15 protein-coding genes are annotated in these 14838 nt (G+C 62.1%); 8 read left to right on the top strand and 7 right to left on the bottom strand.

Annotated features, from left to right (window positions below; all coding sequences use genetic code 11):
* Nucleotides 1-113 precede the first annotated feature (113 nt).
* Nucleotides 114-1202, bottom strand: coding sequence for an iron-sulfur cluster carrier protein ApbC (apbC, locus tag C8D92_RS15245; protein ID WP_116919909.1), 1089 nt, complete (start codon nt 1200-1202; stop codon nt 114-116).
* A gap of 219 nt (nt 1203-1421) precedes the next feature.
* Here apbC and metG point away from each other — a divergent pair, with 219 nt between their 5' ends.
* Genes metG through nth form a run of 8 tightly spaced genes read left to right on the top strand, consistent with a single transcriptional unit; the run spans nt 1422 to nt 9466 of the window.
* Nucleotides 1422-3461 carry a methionine--tRNA ligase gene (gene metG, locus C8D92_RS15240; RefSeq protein ID WP_116919908.1) on the top strand — a complete coding sequence of 680 codons (2040 nt, stop codon included), beginning with the start codon at nt 1422-1424 and terminating at the stop codon, nt 3459-3461.
* 22 nt (nt 3462-3483) lie between these two features.
* On the top strand, nt 3484-4065 hold the full coding sequence (gene rsxA, locus C8D92_RS15235) for an electron transport complex subunit RsxA (protein WP_116919907.1): 582 nt from the start codon (nt 3484-3486) through the stop codon (nt 4063-4065).
* 4 nt (nt 4066-4069) lie between these two features.
* Nucleotides 4070-4666, top strand: coding sequence for an electron transport complex subunit RsxB (gene rsxB / locus C8D92_RS15230; RefSeq protein ID WP_116919906.1), 597 nt, complete (start codon nt 4070-4072; stop codon nt 4664-4666).
* Nucleotides 4666-6402 carry an electron transport complex subunit RsxC gene (rsxC, locus tag C8D92_RS15225; protein WP_116919905.1) on the top strand — a complete coding sequence of 579 codons (1737 nt, stop codon included), beginning with the start codon at nt 4666-4668 and terminating at the stop codon, nt 6400-6402. The genes rsxB and rsxC overlap by 1 nt, the downstream gene beginning before the upstream one ends.
* Nucleotides 6399-7445 carry an electron transport complex subunit RsxD gene (gene rsxD, locus C8D92_RS15220; protein ID WP_116919904.1) on the top strand — a complete coding sequence of 349 codons (1047 nt, stop codon included), beginning with the start codon at nt 6399-6401 and terminating at the stop codon, nt 7443-7445. The genes rsxC and rsxD overlap by 4 nt, the downstream gene beginning before the upstream one ends.
* A gap of 1 nt (nt 7446) precedes the next feature.
* On the top strand, nt 7447-8097 hold the full coding sequence (gene rsxG, locus C8D92_RS15215) for an electron transport complex subunit RsxG (RefSeq protein ID WP_116919903.1): 651 nt from the start codon (nt 7447-7449) through the stop codon (nt 8095-8097).
* Entirely contained in the window at nt 8097-8810 is a 714-nt protein-coding gene (locus C8D92_RS15210) for an electron transport complex subunit E (RefSeq protein ID WP_116919902.1), read from the top strand. Before rsxG ends, C8D92_RS15210 begins: the two co-directional genes overlap by 1 nt.
* A gap of 8 nt (nt 8811-8818) precedes the next feature.
* Nucleotides 8819-9466 (top strand): endonuclease III, encoded by a 648-nt coding sequence (gene nth, locus C8D92_RS15205; RefSeq protein ID WP_116919901.1) that lies wholly within the window; start codon nt 8819-8821, stop codon nt 9464-9466.
* Between the two features lie 7 nt (nt 9467-9473).
* On the opposite strand, the gene C8D92_RS15200 is transcribed toward nth, so the two are convergent.
* From C8D92_RS15200 to surE, 6 genes are all read right to left on the bottom strand, one after another.
* On the bottom strand, nt 9474-10040 hold the full coding sequence (locus tag C8D92_RS15200; RefSeq protein ID WP_116919900.1) for a chalcone isomerase family protein: 567 nt from the start codon (nt 10038-10040) through the stop codon (nt 9474-9476).
* Nucleotides 10041-10291: 251 nt separating this feature from the next.
* A complete protein-coding gene (rpoS, locus tag C8D92_RS15195; RefSeq protein ID WP_423837084.1) occupies nt 10292-11272 on the bottom strand; it encodes an RNA polymerase sigma factor RpoS in 981 nt (326 codons plus the stop codon).
* Between the two features lie 191 nt (nt 11273-11463).
* On the bottom strand, nt 11464-12216 hold the full coding sequence (locus C8D92_RS15190) for a peptidoglycan DD-metalloendopeptidase family protein (protein ID WP_207775198.1): 753 nt from the start codon (nt 12214-12216) through the stop codon (nt 11464-11466).
* Between the two features lie 256 nt (nt 12217-12472).
* Nucleotides 12473-13435 carry a DUF368 domain-containing protein gene (locus tag C8D92_RS15185; protein WP_243402478.1) on the bottom strand — a complete coding sequence of 321 codons (963 nt, stop codon included), beginning with the start codon at nt 13433-13435 and terminating at the stop codon, nt 12473-12475.
* The gene (locus C8D92_RS15180; RefSeq protein WP_116919897.1) at nt 13432-14088 is read right to left on the bottom strand and encodes a protein-L-isoaspartate(D-aspartate) O-methyltransferase; all 657 of its coding nucleotides are present in this window, start codon (nt 14086-14088) and stop codon (nt 13432-13434) included. The genes C8D92_RS15185 and C8D92_RS15180 overlap by 4 nt, the downstream gene beginning before the upstream one ends.
* On the bottom strand, nt 14085-14837 hold the full coding sequence (gene surE / locus C8D92_RS15175; RefSeq protein ID WP_116919896.1) for a 5'/3'-nucleotidase SurE: 753 nt from the start codon (nt 14835-14837) through the stop codon (nt 14085-14087). The genes C8D92_RS15180 and surE overlap by 4 nt, the downstream gene beginning before the upstream one ends.
* Between the last annotated feature and the right edge of the window lies 1 nt (nt 14838).

Genomic DNA, 14838 nt, shown 5'->3' with positions numbered 1-14838 from the left:
GGCAAGGCCGCCTCATCAACAGGCCGGATATATGGCAGCAACCTGTCCCTCATCAACCTCTGTGCCTTGGCAAACGGGGAGGAGACCATATATGTTCTTCTGTGGCTAAAAACCTACCCCTTACTCACCGAAATCGGCGCCGTCAGGTTGCGTTCACGCTGGGACAGGCGGGCGCCCATCCGTCGGGCGATGTCGCCATAGGTGCGGGCCACTTCAGAATCCGGCTCGGCCACGACCGATGGGTTGCCCCCATCGGTCTGCTCGCGGATGGTGAGATGCAGAGGGAGCTGACCAAGCAGCTCGGTCTCGTAGTCGTCCGCCGCACGCTGACCGCCGCCCTCGCCGAACAGCGGCTCGTGATGGCCGCAGTGGCTGCAGATGTGCGTGCTCATGTTCTCGACGATGCCAAGCACGGGAATGTCCACCTTGCGGAACATCTCGATGCCCTTCTGGCAGTCCATCAGGGCAATGTCCTGCGGCGTGGTCACCATGACGGCGCCGGTCACCGGCACCTTCTGCGCCAGCGTGAGCTGGATGTCGCCGGTGCCCGGGGGCATGTCCACGATCAGGAAGTCCAGGTCGTTCCACAGCGTCTGGTTGAGAAGCTGTGTCAGGGCGCCGCTGACCATCGGGCCACGCCAGACCATGGGCGTTTTCTCTGTCACCACATACGCCATCGACATGGACTCGATGCCGTGAGCCGGCACCGGAACAAACCATTTGTTTTCCTGTGTCTCCGGGCGCTGACCGTCCGGAATGCCCAGCATCATGCCGACACTCGGACCGTAGATGTCGGCATCCAGGATCCCCACGCGGCAGCCCTCCGACTTCAGCGCCAGCGCCAGGTTAACAGCGGTCGTCGACTTCCCGACGCCCCCTTTGCCCGAGGCCACCGCGATGATATTGCGAACACCGGGAATGGACTGCAGGTCTTTCTGGGGCTGATAGGTGCGAATCACCTGATCCACGTCAATCGCAACCGACCCGACACCGGGCACGGATTCAATCGCGTTCGAGACCAGTTGCCGCAGCGCTCCGTGGATGCCGGACGACGGGTACGGCAGCTGCACCGACAGATGGACCCGGTCACCATCGATGGTCAGATCCCGGACCGCATCCAGGGCAAACAGATCCTTGCCCAGGTAGGGGTCCTGATAGTGCCGGATGGCGGTTTCTACGGCGTCGCGGGCAATTGCGGTCATTGAGGGTCTCCCGATCCTGAACGATCCGGTATTGCGCCCCATCGCGCAATACCTGACCGGTGCAGTCAACTATTAGCAGTGCTGTTATTTAACCACACCGACGGCTCTCGCCAAAGCCGTCGTGCGGGATGAAAAAAAGGCCGTGGAACGGTATCATGCCCGCCTCTGACAGCAGTCTTTCCATCCTTGACTCGATTTGACGGAAACGGACCATCAACCATGACGCAGACGACCACGCCGCGAGACATCCTGGTCACCAGCGCCCTGCCCTACGCCAACGGGCCGATCCACCTGGGGCACCTGCTGGAATACATCCAGACCGACATCTGGGTGCGCTACCAGAAGATGCGAGGCGAAAACTGCGTCTATGTGTGCGCCGACGACGCCCACGGCACCGCCATCATGCTGCGGGCCGAGCGCGAGGGCATCAGCTCCGAGGCGCTGATCGAACGTATCAGCCAGGAGCATCAGGAAGACTTCAGCGGGTTCCTGATCAACTTCGATAACTACCACAGCACGCACTCGCCCGAGAACCGGGAGCTGGCGTCAACGATCTACAATGCGCTGAAAGACAACGGCCACATCGCCACCCGGACAATCACGCAGTCCTATGATCCGGAAAAGCAGATGTTTCTGGCCGACCGGTTCATCAAGGGGACCTGTCCGAAGTGCAAGACCGAAGACCAGTACGGCGACAACTGCGAAGCCTGTGGCGCCACGTACACCCCGGCAGAGTTGATCGAACCGCGTTCGGCCGTCTCCGGCGCAACACCGGAGGAACGCGATTCCGAGCACTACTTCTTCCGGCTGCCGGAATTCGCTGACTTCCTCCAGAACTGGACCCGCAGCGGCACCCTGCAGCCGCAGGTGGCCAACAAACTGTCGGAATGGCTGGAAGCCGGCCTGCAGGAATGGGACATCAGCCGCGACGCGCCCTACTTCGGTTTCGAGATTCCCGACGCGCCGGGCAAGTATTTCTATGTCTGGCTGGACGCGCCGATTGGGTATCTCGCTAGCTTCAAAAACCTCTGCGACCGGCGCGACGACCTGGACTTTGATCATTTCTGGAAGCCGGGCAGCGATGCCGAGGTCTACCACTTCATCGGCAAGGACATTATCAACTTCCACGCGCTGTTCTGGCCCGCCATGCTGCACAGCGCCGGATTCCGGACACCGTCCGCGGTCTATGCCCACGGGTTTATCACGGTCAACGGGCAGAAGATGTCCAAGTCCCGCGGCACGTTCATCATGGCGAAGACGTATCTGGATCACCTCAATCCGGAGTACCTGCGCTACTACTTCGCCTCCAAGCTGACCGGCAGCGTCGATGACATGGACCTGAACCTGGACGATTTCACCCAGAAGGTGAACTCGGACCTGATCGGTAAGGTGGTGAACATCGCGGCGCGCAGCGCCGGATTCATCACGAAGAAGTTTGATGGCCGGCTGGGCCAGGTCACCGAAACCGACAAGCTGCAGTCGTTCATCGACGCGGGCGATGAGATTGCCGGTCATTACGAAAACCGCGAGTTTGGACGCGCTATGCGGCGTATCATGGAACTGTCGGATGAAGCGAACCAGTACGTGCACGACGAACGGCCCTGGGAGCGGATCAAGGACCCGGAGCAGGCCGATCAGGTTCAGGCGATCTCCACCAACGCCCTGAACATGTTCCGCCTGATCATGACCTACCTCGCACCGGTGCTGCCGAAGACCGCGAAGGCCGCCGAGGCGTTCCTGGATGCGCCGCTGGACTGGAATGGTCGCGCCACACTGCTGGAAGACCACCCGATCAACAAGTTCAAGCCGCTGATGCAGCGTATTGAGAGCAGCCAGATCGACCGGATGCTGGAGGCCTCAAAGGATGCCCTGCCGGCGGCAACCGGTCAGCCGTCCAAAACGGCAGAGGACAGCCATATGGAACCCATTGCCGAACAGATCGAGTTCCCGGACTTCGCGAAGGTCGACCTGCGGGTGGCCAAGATTGTCTCGGCAGAACACGTCGAAGGCGCCGATAAGCTACTGCGGCTGGTACTGGACATCGGGGACGAGCAACGCCAGGTCTTTGCGGGCATCAAGTCCGCCTATGCACCGGAGGCGCTGGAAGGTCGCCTGACCGTGATGGTCGCCAACCTCAAGCCCCGCAAGATGAAGTTCGGCGTGTCCGAGGGCATGGTCCTGGCCGCCGGACCGGGCGGCGAGGACATCCAGATCCTGTCGCCAGACGCCGGCGCCGAGCCGGGCATGCGGATCATGTAAAGCGCCCAGTGAGGGCCCGCGGATGACCGAGTATCTCCTGATCCTCGTCAGCACCATTCTGGTGAACAATTTCGTGCTGGTGCAGTTCCTGGGACTGTGCCCGTTCATGGGGGTCTCCAACAAACTGGAGACCGCCATGGGCATGTCCCTGGCCACCACCTTTGTGCTCACCCTGTCCTCGGTCTGCAGCTATCTGGTCTACACCTATCTGCTGGCGCCGCTGGAGCTGGCGTTTCTCAAGACGATCACATTCATTCTGGTGATCGCCGTGGTGGTTCAGTTCACGGAAATGGTGGTGCGCAAATCCAGCCCGCTGCTGTACCGGGTGCTGGGCATTTTCCTGCCGCTGATCACCACCAACTGCGCGGTACTGGGCGTCGCCCTGCTCAATCTCAACCGCAACAGCAACCTGATGGAATCGATCCTGTATGGCATGGGGGCGGCCGGCGGTTTCTCACTGGTACTGGTGCTGTTTGCCGCGATGCGTGAACGGATTGCCGCCGCTGACGTGCCTGTGGCCTTTCGCGGACCGGCGATTGGCATGGTCACCGCCGGCCTGATGTCGCTGGCGTTTCTGGGCTTCACCGGCATGGTCAATCTGTAGTGTTATGTGGATGAGCATTCTCATTGCCGTTGGTGCGCTGGTTTTGCTTGCGATGGTCTTCGGGGCCCTGTTGGGTTACGCCAGTGAGCGTTTCCGGGTTGAAGGCAATCCGCTGGTGGACCAGATCGACGCGCTGTTGCCGCAGACTCAGTGCGGACAATGCGGCTTCCCCGGCTGCCGACCCTATGCCCAGTCCATCGTCGATGGCGATGCCATCAACAAGTGCCCGCCCGGTGGCGAGAGCACCATTCAGGCACTGGCCGACCTGCTGGATGTGGAGCCACAACCACTGGATGCCGAGCATGGCGAGGAACACCCCCGTCGGGTGGCGGTGATTCGAGAAGACGAGTGCATCGGCTGCACCAAGTGCATCCAGGCCTGCCCGGTGGATGCCATTCTCGGTGCCGCCCGCCACATGCACACGGTCATTGAGAGCGAATGCACCGGCTGCGACCTGTGTGTCGACCCCTGCCCCGTGGATTGCATCGACATGGTCGAGTTGGCCACCGACATCCACAGCTGGCGCTGGGACCGCCCGGACGCCTCCCCGATGACCGGTCAGGTCATCGCCTCGGACCGCTCGACGGAGGCCCGGGCCTGATGCGGACGCTGTATGATTTCCCCGGTGGCATTCACCCTCCGGAGAACAAACGCCAGTCCTCAGAAACCCCGATCCGGATCGCCAACCTGCCGGAGCGGCTGATTATCCCGCTGCAACAACACATTGGCGCGCCGGCGCGGACGCGGGTATCGGAGGGGGACCGGGTTCTCAAGGGCGATGTGCTCGGCGACACCGAGGGCGCGTTCAGCGTGCCGGTACACGCGCCGACCTCCGGGCATATTGAACGCATCGGTCCCCATGCCGTGCCCCATCCCTCGGGCCTGGACGACTGGTGCGTGACGCTGATCCCGGACGGGAAAGACCACTGGGGCGCCTGTCATCCGCTCCCCGAATCCGACCAACAGGATCCGGACCGCCTGCTCGCCCATATCCACAAGGCAGGCATCGCCGGGCTGGGTGGTGCGGGTTTCCCAACCGGCATCAAGCTACGTCCGCCCGAAACCGATTCGATCCGGACGGTGATACTCAATGCTGCCGAGTGCGAGCCCTACATCACGGCCGATGACCGCCTGATCCGGGATCGGGCCGCTGAGGTCGTCAGCGGCCTCCAGATTGTGCGCCGCATCCTGAACCCGGAGCAGTGCCTGATTGGTATTGAGGACAACAAGCCCGACGCCATCCAGGCCCTGGAGTCGGCAGTGGACGGCACCGGTATCGAGGTTGTGGTGATTCCGACCCGGTATCCTTCCGGCGGGGAAAAGCAGCTCATACAGGTGCTCACCGGCGAGGAAGTCCCCCATGGTGGCATTCCCGCCGACATCGGGGTGCTCTGCCAGAACGTGGGTACCGCTGCCGCCATCCACCGCGCGGTGTACCACGGCGAGCCCCTGATCCAGCGCATCACCACGCTCACCGGAGACGCCCTCTGTGAACCGGGCAATGTGGAGACTCTGATCGGTACGCCAATCCGCCACCTGCTGGACAGCGCCGGATTCGACGAGGCCCGCGCCGGCGATGTGCTGATGGGCGGCCCCATGATGGGGTTTTCGCTTCCGGATCTCGCGATGCCCGTGGTCAAGACAACCAACTGCCTGCTGGCCGGCTCACCCGAGGAGCTGCCACCACCACCGCCGCCACAGCCCTGCATCCGCTGTGGTTACTGCGCCGACGCCTGTCCGATGGAACTGTTGCCCCAGCAGCTGTTCTGGTTCGCACAAAGCGGCGAGAACGACAAGGCGGAACAGCATAACCTGTTCGACTGCATCGAATGCGGTGCCTGCTCCTGGGTATGCCCCAGCCAGATCCCACTGGTCCAGTACTACCGGAGCACCAAGGGGGAAATCCGCGAGCAGCGTGAAGAGCAGATCCGCGCGGACCGGGCCCGGGAGCGGTTCGAAGCCCGCCAGGCCCGCCTGGAACGGGAGCAGGCCGAGAAGGAAGCGAAGCGGCAGGCCCGCAAGGAAGCGGCGGCAAAAGCCCGTCAGACGCCACCCGCGTCGAAGGCCGCTCCCGAACGAAGCGCCGCAGCCAGCGAGACGGTGGCAGCACCTTCCGAAGCGCCGGATATCGAGACGCTCGAAAAGCAGCTGCTGAAAGCGCAAGCCAAGCGCAACAACATGCGGAACATGCTCGACGACGCCCGCAAACGGGGGGCCGACAATGTCGACAAGCTGGAAAAGGCCGTCGCCAAAAATGATGACCGCGTGGATGCTGCCCAAAAGGCGTTGGAAAAGGCTCGCAGCGGCCTGACCGAAACAGGAGGCGCGACCGAATGAACCGTGGACGCACCTCCTCCCCACACCAGCCCGGGCCCAACCGGACCGGCCGTCTCATGGCCTGGGTCATGGCCGCCGCCCTGCCCGGCCTGCTGGCCCAGACCCTGTTCTTCGGCTGGGGCAACCTCATCAACACCGTGTTCTGCATCGCCCTGTCGGTAGGCACGGAAGCCGCCGTGCTGGCACTGCGCCAGCGCCCGGTGCGTTTCTTCCTGCGTGACAACACCGCCGCGCTGACGGGGCTGCTGCTGGGCTTGTCCCTGCCGCCGCTCACGCCATGGTGGGTCAGCGCCATCGCCGTCATCAGCGCCATTGTGCTGGCCAAGCAGCTGTATGGGGGGCTGGGCGCCAATCCATTCAACCCGGCGATGGTGGGCTATGCCTTGGTCCTGGTGTCGTTTCCAGTGGCCTTGACCACCCGGTGGGTGGCCCCCGCCGGCACCGAAGAAGCCGTTCTGCCCGGGCTGATCGAGACGCTGTCCATTATCTTCGGGGGCTCAACGCCAGTGGATGCCTTCACCATGGCGACGCCGCTGGACGTCTACAAGCATGGCATCGCGGGTGCGCTGGCCAGTCAGGTGACGACACACCCCACCTTTGGTGACGGGATCGCCCGGGGCTGGGAATGGGTCAACGCCGGCTTCCTGGCCGGCGGCCTGTTCCTGCTGTGGCGCCGGATCATCAGCTGGCACATTCCGGTCAGCCTGCTGGCCTCCCTGGCCCTGATGAGTCTCGTGTTCGGCTGGGATCCGGACCGGGCCACGCCCCTGTCGCTGCACCTCGTCTCCGGCGCGACCATGCTGGGCGCATTCTTCATCGCCACCGACCCGGTCTCCGCCGCCACCAGTCACCGCGGCAAACTGATCTACGGCGCGGGAATCGGCCTGCTGCTGTATGTCATCCGTACCTGGGGCACCTATCCCGATGCCATCGCATTCGCCGTGCTCCTGATGAATCTGTCGGTGCCCTTTATCGATCATTACACCCAGCCCCGGACCTATGGTCACCGCAAGGCCCGGCGGGTCGGAACAGGAGGCGCCTGAGGTGAACCCTGTCGTTCGCGCCATGACGCGCAACGCCGTCGGTCTGGCCCTGTTCGCCCTGATCACGGCGGGCACCATCGCCCTAACCCACGGCCTGACACAGGATCGGATCGCCAAACAGGAGGCTCGGGCCGAGTCCCGGGCCCTGTTCCAGATTGTTCCTGAGACCCAGCATACCAATGACCTGCTTTCGGACACGCTGACGCTGCCAGCCACGCCCGCTCTGGGGCTCGATCAGCCGGCCACGGCTCACCTCGTGCGCCGGGAGGGACGCGTCACCGGGCTGATCCTGCCCGTGATTGCTCCAGACGGTTACTCCGGGGACATCAACCTGCTGGTGGGTATCGACCGCTCGGGCGATGTGCTGGGCGTTCGCGTCACCCGCCACCAGGAAACCCCCGGCCTCGGAGACAAGATCGAAACCCGCAAATCGGACTGGGTTCGCGACTTCGCCGGCAAAGAGCTGGGCCAGCCGCCGGCGGAAGAATGGACCGTGGCCAAAGACGGCGGCGCGTTTGATCAGTTCACCGGCGCCACCATCACACCCCGGGCGGTCGTCCACGCGGTCCGGGAGGCGCTGGTATACTTCCGGTCGCATCGTGAGACGCTGCTGGCAGGCAACGCCCCCACACCGACCGAGGAGACGGACTGATGGCGACACCCCGACCCGTCGAGATCATCCGCAACGGGCTCTGGGACAATAACCCGGCCCTGGTTCAGGTGCTGGGCCTGTGCCCATTGCTGGCGGTGACCGGCACGGTAGTCAACGCCATCGGTCTGGGTCTGGCCACACTACTGGTTCTGGTGGGCTCGAACCTCGCCGTCTCCCTGATCCGCAACTTTGTGGCCGAGTCCGTTCGGCTCCCCGCTTTCGTGATGATCATTGCCTCGTTCGTGACCTGCGCCGAGCTGCTGATGAAAGCCTACACCTACGAGCTGTATCAGATTCTGGGCATTTTTATCCCACTGATCGTCACCAACTGCGCCATTCTGGGACGGGCCGATGCGTTCGCCTCCCGCAACCCGGTCCTGCCGTCCATCCTGGATGGCGCCATGATGGGCGTGGGATTCCTGCTGGTACTGATCGTACTGGGCGGGCTGAGGGAACTGGTTGGACAGGGAACGCTGTTCCGCGACATGGCACTGATCTTTGGCCCGACGGCACAGGACTGGGTCTGGCGGCCGTTTCCGGAGTACACCGATGTGCTGTTCATGGTTCTGCCGCCGGGGGCCTTTGTCGGGCTCGGGCTGCTGATCGCCCTGAAGAACGCCATTGATGGCCAGATCCAGGCACGGCGAGCGCGCCAGGCCAGTGAGGTGACGCCCGGCAGCAAACGCGTCCGTGTGACCGGTCACATTTCCTGAGGACACTCATGAACCGCGACAAACGCATCGAGATTTTTGAACGACTGAAGGCGGACAACCCCAAGCCCACCACGGAGCTGGCCTACGATACGCCGTTCGAGCTGCTGGTGGCGGTCATCCTCTCGGCCCAGGCCACAGACGTGGGAGTGAACAAGGCCACCGCGAAGCTCTTCCCGGTCGCCAATACCCCACAGGCGATCCTGGATCTGGGCGAGGACGGGCTCAAGCACTACATCAAAACCATCGGTCTGTATAACAGCAAGGCCGCCAACATCATGAAAACCTGCGCGGCGCTCGTCGAGCGGCACGGTGGCGAGGTACCCGGCACCCGAAAGGCGCTGGAGGCTCTCCCCGGTGTTGGGCGAAAGACCGCCAACGTGGTACTGAATACCGCCTTCGGTCAGCCCACCATGGCTGTCGATACCCACATCTACCGGGTCTCTAACCGAACCGGTATCGCGCCAGGGAAAACGGTGCTGGATGTGGAGAAAAAACTACTGCGGCTGGTGCCAAAGGCCTATCTTCAGGACGCCCACCACTGGCTCATTCTCCATGGGCGCTACACCTGCACCGCTCGCAAGCCCCGTTGCGGGGCCTGCATCATTGAAGACCTCTGCGAATTCCGCGACAAGCGGGATTACCTCGAAGTGACGTGAACGGGGTTCAGTCGTCCATGCCCAACATGGCTTCCCTGAGAGACGCCTGTGCCGGTTCGTCCGAGAGCCAGATGCCGAACACCTGCTCCTTGAAGGTGTGTCCGTCGATCGCGTGGAGCTTCTCGCCATTCTTGTACCCGACGATCCCCTGGCCGGGAATGGCCTTGAGGTCGAACACGTCCCCTTCCTGAATGGACTCATCGAACATCCTCAGGAACTGATCCAGCTTGGGCTGGACGCGTTCCAGATGGCCGTCCGTTGAGGCCCGGAACCCCTCAATGGTGGCCTCACGCATGCGCTCGCTGGTGATCATGTCGGAAATGATATGCAGGCGGATCATCTGTGGCTGCCCGGACTGGATCACCTGGCGGGCGTCCTCGCTCGGCTCAGGCAGGTAGAGACCGCCGACATAGAGATTCAGGAACCACTTGGAGCGGACGCCCGCCCCATTCAGCACCAGAGACTGATCGTCCACCGTCACCGACTCCGGCATCTCCACCCCCTCCACCGTCCGGGCCTGGAGCGGCGGGATCAGTGAGAGCGTGAGCATGATGGCGACGGCGACAGATTTCATCTCGACAAGTCCTCTGAATTACGATTGAAAACAACAGTCTAACAGAGGGACACTGTTTAGGGGCTGACTGGAATGACGAGGGCCGACGTAAACCCAGCCGCCCATTGACGGGACTTTGTCAGCAAGCGCGGTCGTTTTGCGGATGACTCCGACGTCGGAGACATTGGCTACAGGTTTTGGTTATTCGCGACGACTCATAAAAAAACCGGCTCCGAAGGGAGCCGGTTTTCAGTGGATTGCTCTTCCGGCGGTCACTTGAAGAGCGTTGCACCGGACAGCCCCTCCTTTTCCAGAATCTCCCGAAGGCGGCGCAAAGCCTCCACCTGAATCTGGCGGACCCGCTCCCGTGTCAGGCCAATCTCCTGGCCCACCTCTTCGAGTGTGCTGGTCTGGCATCCACGCAGGCCAAACCGACGGGCCAACACTTCCTGCTGCTTGTCGCTGAGCTGGTCCATCCAGCGCTCGATGCAGCCCCGCATGTTGGTGTCCTGGAGCTGGTCCATCGGGTCCGACGCGGATTCGTCCGCGACCGTATCCAGCAGGGACTTCTCACCGCTGTTGCCAATCGGCGTATCCACAGACGCGACACGCTCGTTCAGCCCCAGCATTCGTTTGACGTCCCGGACTGGTTTGTCCACCACCTCTGCGATTTCTTCAGCGCTGGGCTCATGGTCCAGCTTCTGCGTCAGCTCCCGGGCTGCACGAAGGTACAGATTGAGTTCCTTGACGACATGAATTGGCAGACGGATCGTTCGGGTCTGATTCATGATCGCCCGCTCAATCGTCTGACGAATCCACCAGGTGGCGTAGGTCGAGAAGCGGAAACCCCGCTCCGGATCGAATTTCTCGACAGCCCGAATGAGGCCGAGGTTACCCTCCTCAATCAGATCGAGCAGTGTCAGGCCGCGATTAACGTATCGCCGGGCGATCTTGACCACGAGTCGCAGGTTGCTCTCGATCATCCGGCGCCGGCCGGACTCATCGCCCTTGCGCGCGAGGCGGGCGAAATGCTTTTCCTCGTCCGGCGTGAGCAGTGGCGAGAAACCGATTTCATTGAGGTAGAGCTGGGTGGCGTCCAGCTGGCGGTGATTGGAATAATAGCGTGTCCCATTGCTGACCGATTGACTGGTCTGGGTTTCGCTCTGCGTGGTTTCCGTGCTTTTTTCCTCCAGTCCCTCTTCCAGCGCTTCTTCTTCCGATGCTTCGATATCCGCAACCCGATCGACGATCATTTCTTCACGGTCTGCTGACATAACTCTGGCCCCGCTTTTACCTGTCTTTATGTGCTCATTGACCGGACGGCCCGGATGAGCGTCTGTTCTTTTCCGGTTTCGGTTGTCAGGTTGTTGACTGCTCGTTTTCAGGCGATTGTTTTTCTTTTGACGGTGTTTTTTATTATCCGTACTGCGTCTCGGGCAGTTGTCTATCTCTCCGGGAGGTAACCCAGCGGATTGACAGGCTCACCGTTCTTACGAATCTCAAAGTGCAGTTTCGTACGGCTCGTCCCGCTGCTGCCCATCTCGGCAATTGTCTGACCGGCAGCGACATCCTCTCCTTCTTTCACCAGCATGGCTCGATTGTGCGCGTAGGCACTGAGGTAACGCTCGTTGTGATTGATGATGATCAGGTTACCGTATCCGAGCAGGCCGTTGCCGGCGTACACGACCTTACCGTGTGCGGCGGCCCGGACCGGGTCTCCGGCCTGTCCGTCCAGATCAATCCCTTTATTGACTTTTCCGGATGTGCTGTACCCTGCAAGCACAGTGCCAGAACCGGGCCACCGCCAGTCAATGGCCCCACCGGACTGTGACGGGGTTGGCGACGGTGATGGGCTGGAGGGTGAAGAAGCGACCGACGTCTCATCGGGCTCGGGGGATGGCGACGGTTTCGGAGCCGTCGCCGATCGGGATGCGGTGGTGGAATGATCGGGAATCTCGCCACGGACATCGAGCCGAATCACCTGCCCAACGTCCAGATGGTAGGGCGGCGAGAGGCCGTTGGCATCACCTAACTCCCTGTAATCCCTACCATAACGCATCGATATGCTGTAGAGCGTTTCGCCCTGCTGAACCACATGGCGCCCCCAGTAGACGGGTGGGTTGTAACGATCATCCTGATATATCGCCGTGGTATTACAGCCGGTGAGAATGACAGGCAGGCAAAACAGGCACCCCATCAAAAAGCGCAACGTGACGATCGTGAGTCGCGGGAAGGCCGGACGACCGACCCGGCAACGGGCCCGATTTTTAAACCTCTCCGGCATAATTCGATATTTTCTTATGATTAAATAGTCTTTGTGTATCGGGATTTGCCTAAAGAACGCCAGCTAACTGCCTGAATAATTGCGTATTTTTTGTACAGGTTAAGGTTACGTAATACGGGCGTTTGTTACCGACAGGAACATTACCGGTAACACCTGCAAGACGCTAACTTCATGACAGCGCGCGCTTTTTACACTGACGGAAGGCCCTGTAACCATCCACCGCGAAAACGAGTATCACCCCGATCAGGACAGCCATCAAGGCAGTTTTGAGAAAAACCGGCTCCCCCGTCACTGCCCCGAAATCGCCCGGCATCAGGTTTTCCTGCACCAGAGGCACCCGCTCACCGTCACGATCAAGCCGCCAACTGATCGTCTGCTTCCAGGGCCAGACGGCATTGAGGGCGCCCAGCATCACGCCCGTCAGCAGTGCCAACATCCGATCCGGGAACCGATGCATTAATGACGATAGCACACGGGCAAATGCCAGCAGGCCGGCCCCGCAGCCCAGCGCAAACACGGCCAGATCCGACACGGCGAGCCCGTCAATTGCCGAAAGAACGGGTGTATACATTCCCAAGAGCAGAAGAACAAAGCTGCCGGAGATGCCAGGCAGGATCATGGCACTGATTGCCAGCGCGCCTGCACCAAACAACGTCATGGTGTTCACCGGCGCCTGCCCGGGGGTGAGCCCCGTGACCCACCAGGCCAAGGCCGCACCAGCCAGCAACAGAGCCACACGGTCTCCCCGCCATCGCCCCACATCCCGGCCGATATGCCAGGCTGACGCGAGAATCAGACCGAAGAAAAAGCTCCATACGGGGATGGGCCAGGTCTCGAGGGCATGCTGGATGACACCCGCCAGCGTCATGACGCTGAACAGGATGCCGCTCAGCAGGGTCGCCAGAAAGGCGCCGTCCAGTGACTGCCACAAACCGGAGACCTGGCGCTGTCGGATCGCTCTCCAGAGGCGCGTCGGTGCATTTCCGAGCGCATCCAGAAGGCGTTGGTAGATACCGGTAATAAATGCAATGGTGCCGCCCGAGACACCGGGAACCACGTCGGCCGCCCCCATGGCCATCCCACGAAGTGCGACTCCAAGCAGGCGCTGGGGGGCGCCGGCCGGTTCGCTCATCGCACCACTCCACCCAGAAGAGGAACGAACCGGACCGGCTCAATGTCGGTCGTCTCGAACTCGTCACCATGTCGGACGACGCAGGTCAGCATCTGGGTCTCTTCCCCGACCGGAATGACCATGACACCACCATCCGCAAGCTGGGACAGCAGATCATCCGGCATGCCACCGGGTGCGGCGGTCACGATAATGCCATCGAAGGGGCCCTGATCGGGCCAGCCCATGGTGTCACCGGCCAACCGGAGGGTCGTGTTGTAGAGGCGCAGGCGACGCAGCCGATCCCGCGCCCGGTCCTGCAGTGGCTTGATGCGCTCCACACTGAACACCTCATCGACGAGTCGAGCGAGAACCGCTGTCTGATACCCGGAACCGGTCCCGATCTCCAGCACCCGCGACGGTTGGTGCGCCATCAGAACTTCCGTCATGCGCGCCACGACGTAGGGCTGGGACAGGGTTTGCTGGTGCCCGATCGGGAGGGCCGTATCCTCGTAGGCACGATGGGACAGCGCCTCATCAAGAAAGATGTGCCGGGGGATCTCCCCGATCTGGCGCAGCACGTCTTCGTCCTGGATACCATGGTCCCGCAAGCGATTGACCAGACGCATGCGGGTACGCCGCGATGTCATGCCAATGCCTTCCAGCTCTGCCATCATCCACCCACCCCCTCCAGCCAGCCGCGCAGGGAGTCGAGCGCTTCGTGACGCGTCATGTCCACCTGCACCGGGGTCACCGAGACAAACCCATGGCGAACGGCGTGAAAGTCCGTCCCCTCACCGGCGTCATCCCCTTCACCCGCCGAGCCAATCCAGTACCGCTGCCGGCCCCGCGGGCAGGTCACCGGAATCACTGATTCGCCCCGCTCACGGTGGCCGAGACGGGTGACCCGGAAGCCCTCGATCTCACCCCAGGGCCGATCCGGTACATTGACATTCAGCAGGCAACGCGGCCCCAGTGACAGTCCGTCACCGTGCTGAACGAGTTCGCGGATCGCCCTGGCGGCGGTTTCGTAATGGTAGTGGCCTTCGTTGGCCAGCGAGACCGCAATAGCCGGCAGCCCCAGGGTGCGCCCCTCGGTTGCCGCGGCGACCGTTCCGGAGTAGATGACATCATCGCCCAGATTGGCATGCGTGTTAATGCCGGAGATGACCCGGTCAAACGGCTCATCAAACAGACCATTCACCGCCAGGTGGACGCAGTCGGTGGGGGTGCCATCCACGGACAGAAAGCCCCCTGGGTGCTCCTCCACGGTCAGGGGCCGGTTCAGGGTCAGGGAGTTACTGGCGCCACTGTGATCACGGTCCGGGGCGACCACCCGAATCCGCCCCAGATCCGCCAGCGCCTCGTGCAGCGCGACCAGTCCCGGAGAATGCACACCGTCGTCATTCGCTAGAAGAATCCGCACC

Origin of the sequence: Tamilnaduibacter salinus, from assembly GCF_003096655.1 — a bacterium.
In the GTDB taxonomy this organism is placed as follows: domain Bacteria; phylum Pseudomonadota; class Gammaproteobacteria; order Pseudomonadales; family Oleiphilaceae; genus Tamilnaduibacter; species Tamilnaduibacter salinus.
Note: the sequence above shows the minus strand (reverse complement) of the source record. Positions and strands in the feature narration are given on the sequence as shown.

Coding starts and splice junctions, on each gene's coding strand:
- apbC (WP_116919909.1), bottom strand. CDS start 1,202: ATGACCGCAATTGCCCGCGACGCCGTAGAAACCGCCATCCGGCACTAT.
- metG (WP_116919908.1), top strand. CDS start 1,422: ATGACGCAGACGACCACGCCGCGAGACATCCTGGTCACCAGCGCCCTG.
- rsxA (WP_116919907.1), top strand. CDS start 3,484: ATGACCGAGTATCTCCTGATCCTCGTCAGCACCATTCTGGTGAACAAT.
- rsxB (WP_116919906.1), top strand. CDS start 4,070: ATGTGGATGAGCATTCTCATTGCCGTTGGTGCGCTGGTTTTGCTTGCG.
- rsxC (WP_116919905.1), top strand. CDS start 4,666: ATGCGGACGCTGTATGATTTCCCCGGTGGCATTCACCCTCCGGAGAAC.
- rsxD (WP_116919904.1), top strand. CDS start 6,399: ATGAACCGTGGACGCACCTCCTCCCCACACCAGCCCGGGCCCAACCGG.
- C8D92_RS15210 (WP_116919902.1), top strand. CDS start 8,097: ATGGCGACACCCCGACCCGTCGAGATCATCCGCAACGGGCTCTGGGAC.
- nth (WP_116919901.1), top strand. CDS start 8,819: ATGAACCGCGACAAACGCATCGAGATTTTTGAACGACTGAAGGCGGAC.
- C8D92_RS15200 (WP_116919900.1), bottom strand. CDS start 10,040: ATGAAATCTGTCGCCGTCGCCATCATGCTCACGCTCTCACTGATCCCG.
- rpoS (WP_423837084.1), bottom strand. CDS start 11,272: ATGATCGTCGATCGGGTTGCGGATATCGAAGCATCGGAAGAAGAAGCG.
- C8D92_RS15190 (WP_207775198.1), bottom strand. CDS start 12,216: ATGGGGTGCCTGTTTTGCCTGCCTGTCATTCTCACCGGCTGTAATACC.
- C8D92_RS15185 (WP_243402478.1), bottom strand. CDS start 13,435: ATGAGCGAACCGGCCGGCGCCCCCCAGCGCCTGCTTGGAGTCGCACTT.
- C8D92_RS15180 (WP_116919897.1), bottom strand. CDS start 14,088: ATGATGGCAGAGCTGGAAGGCATTGGCATGACATCGCGGCGTACCCGC.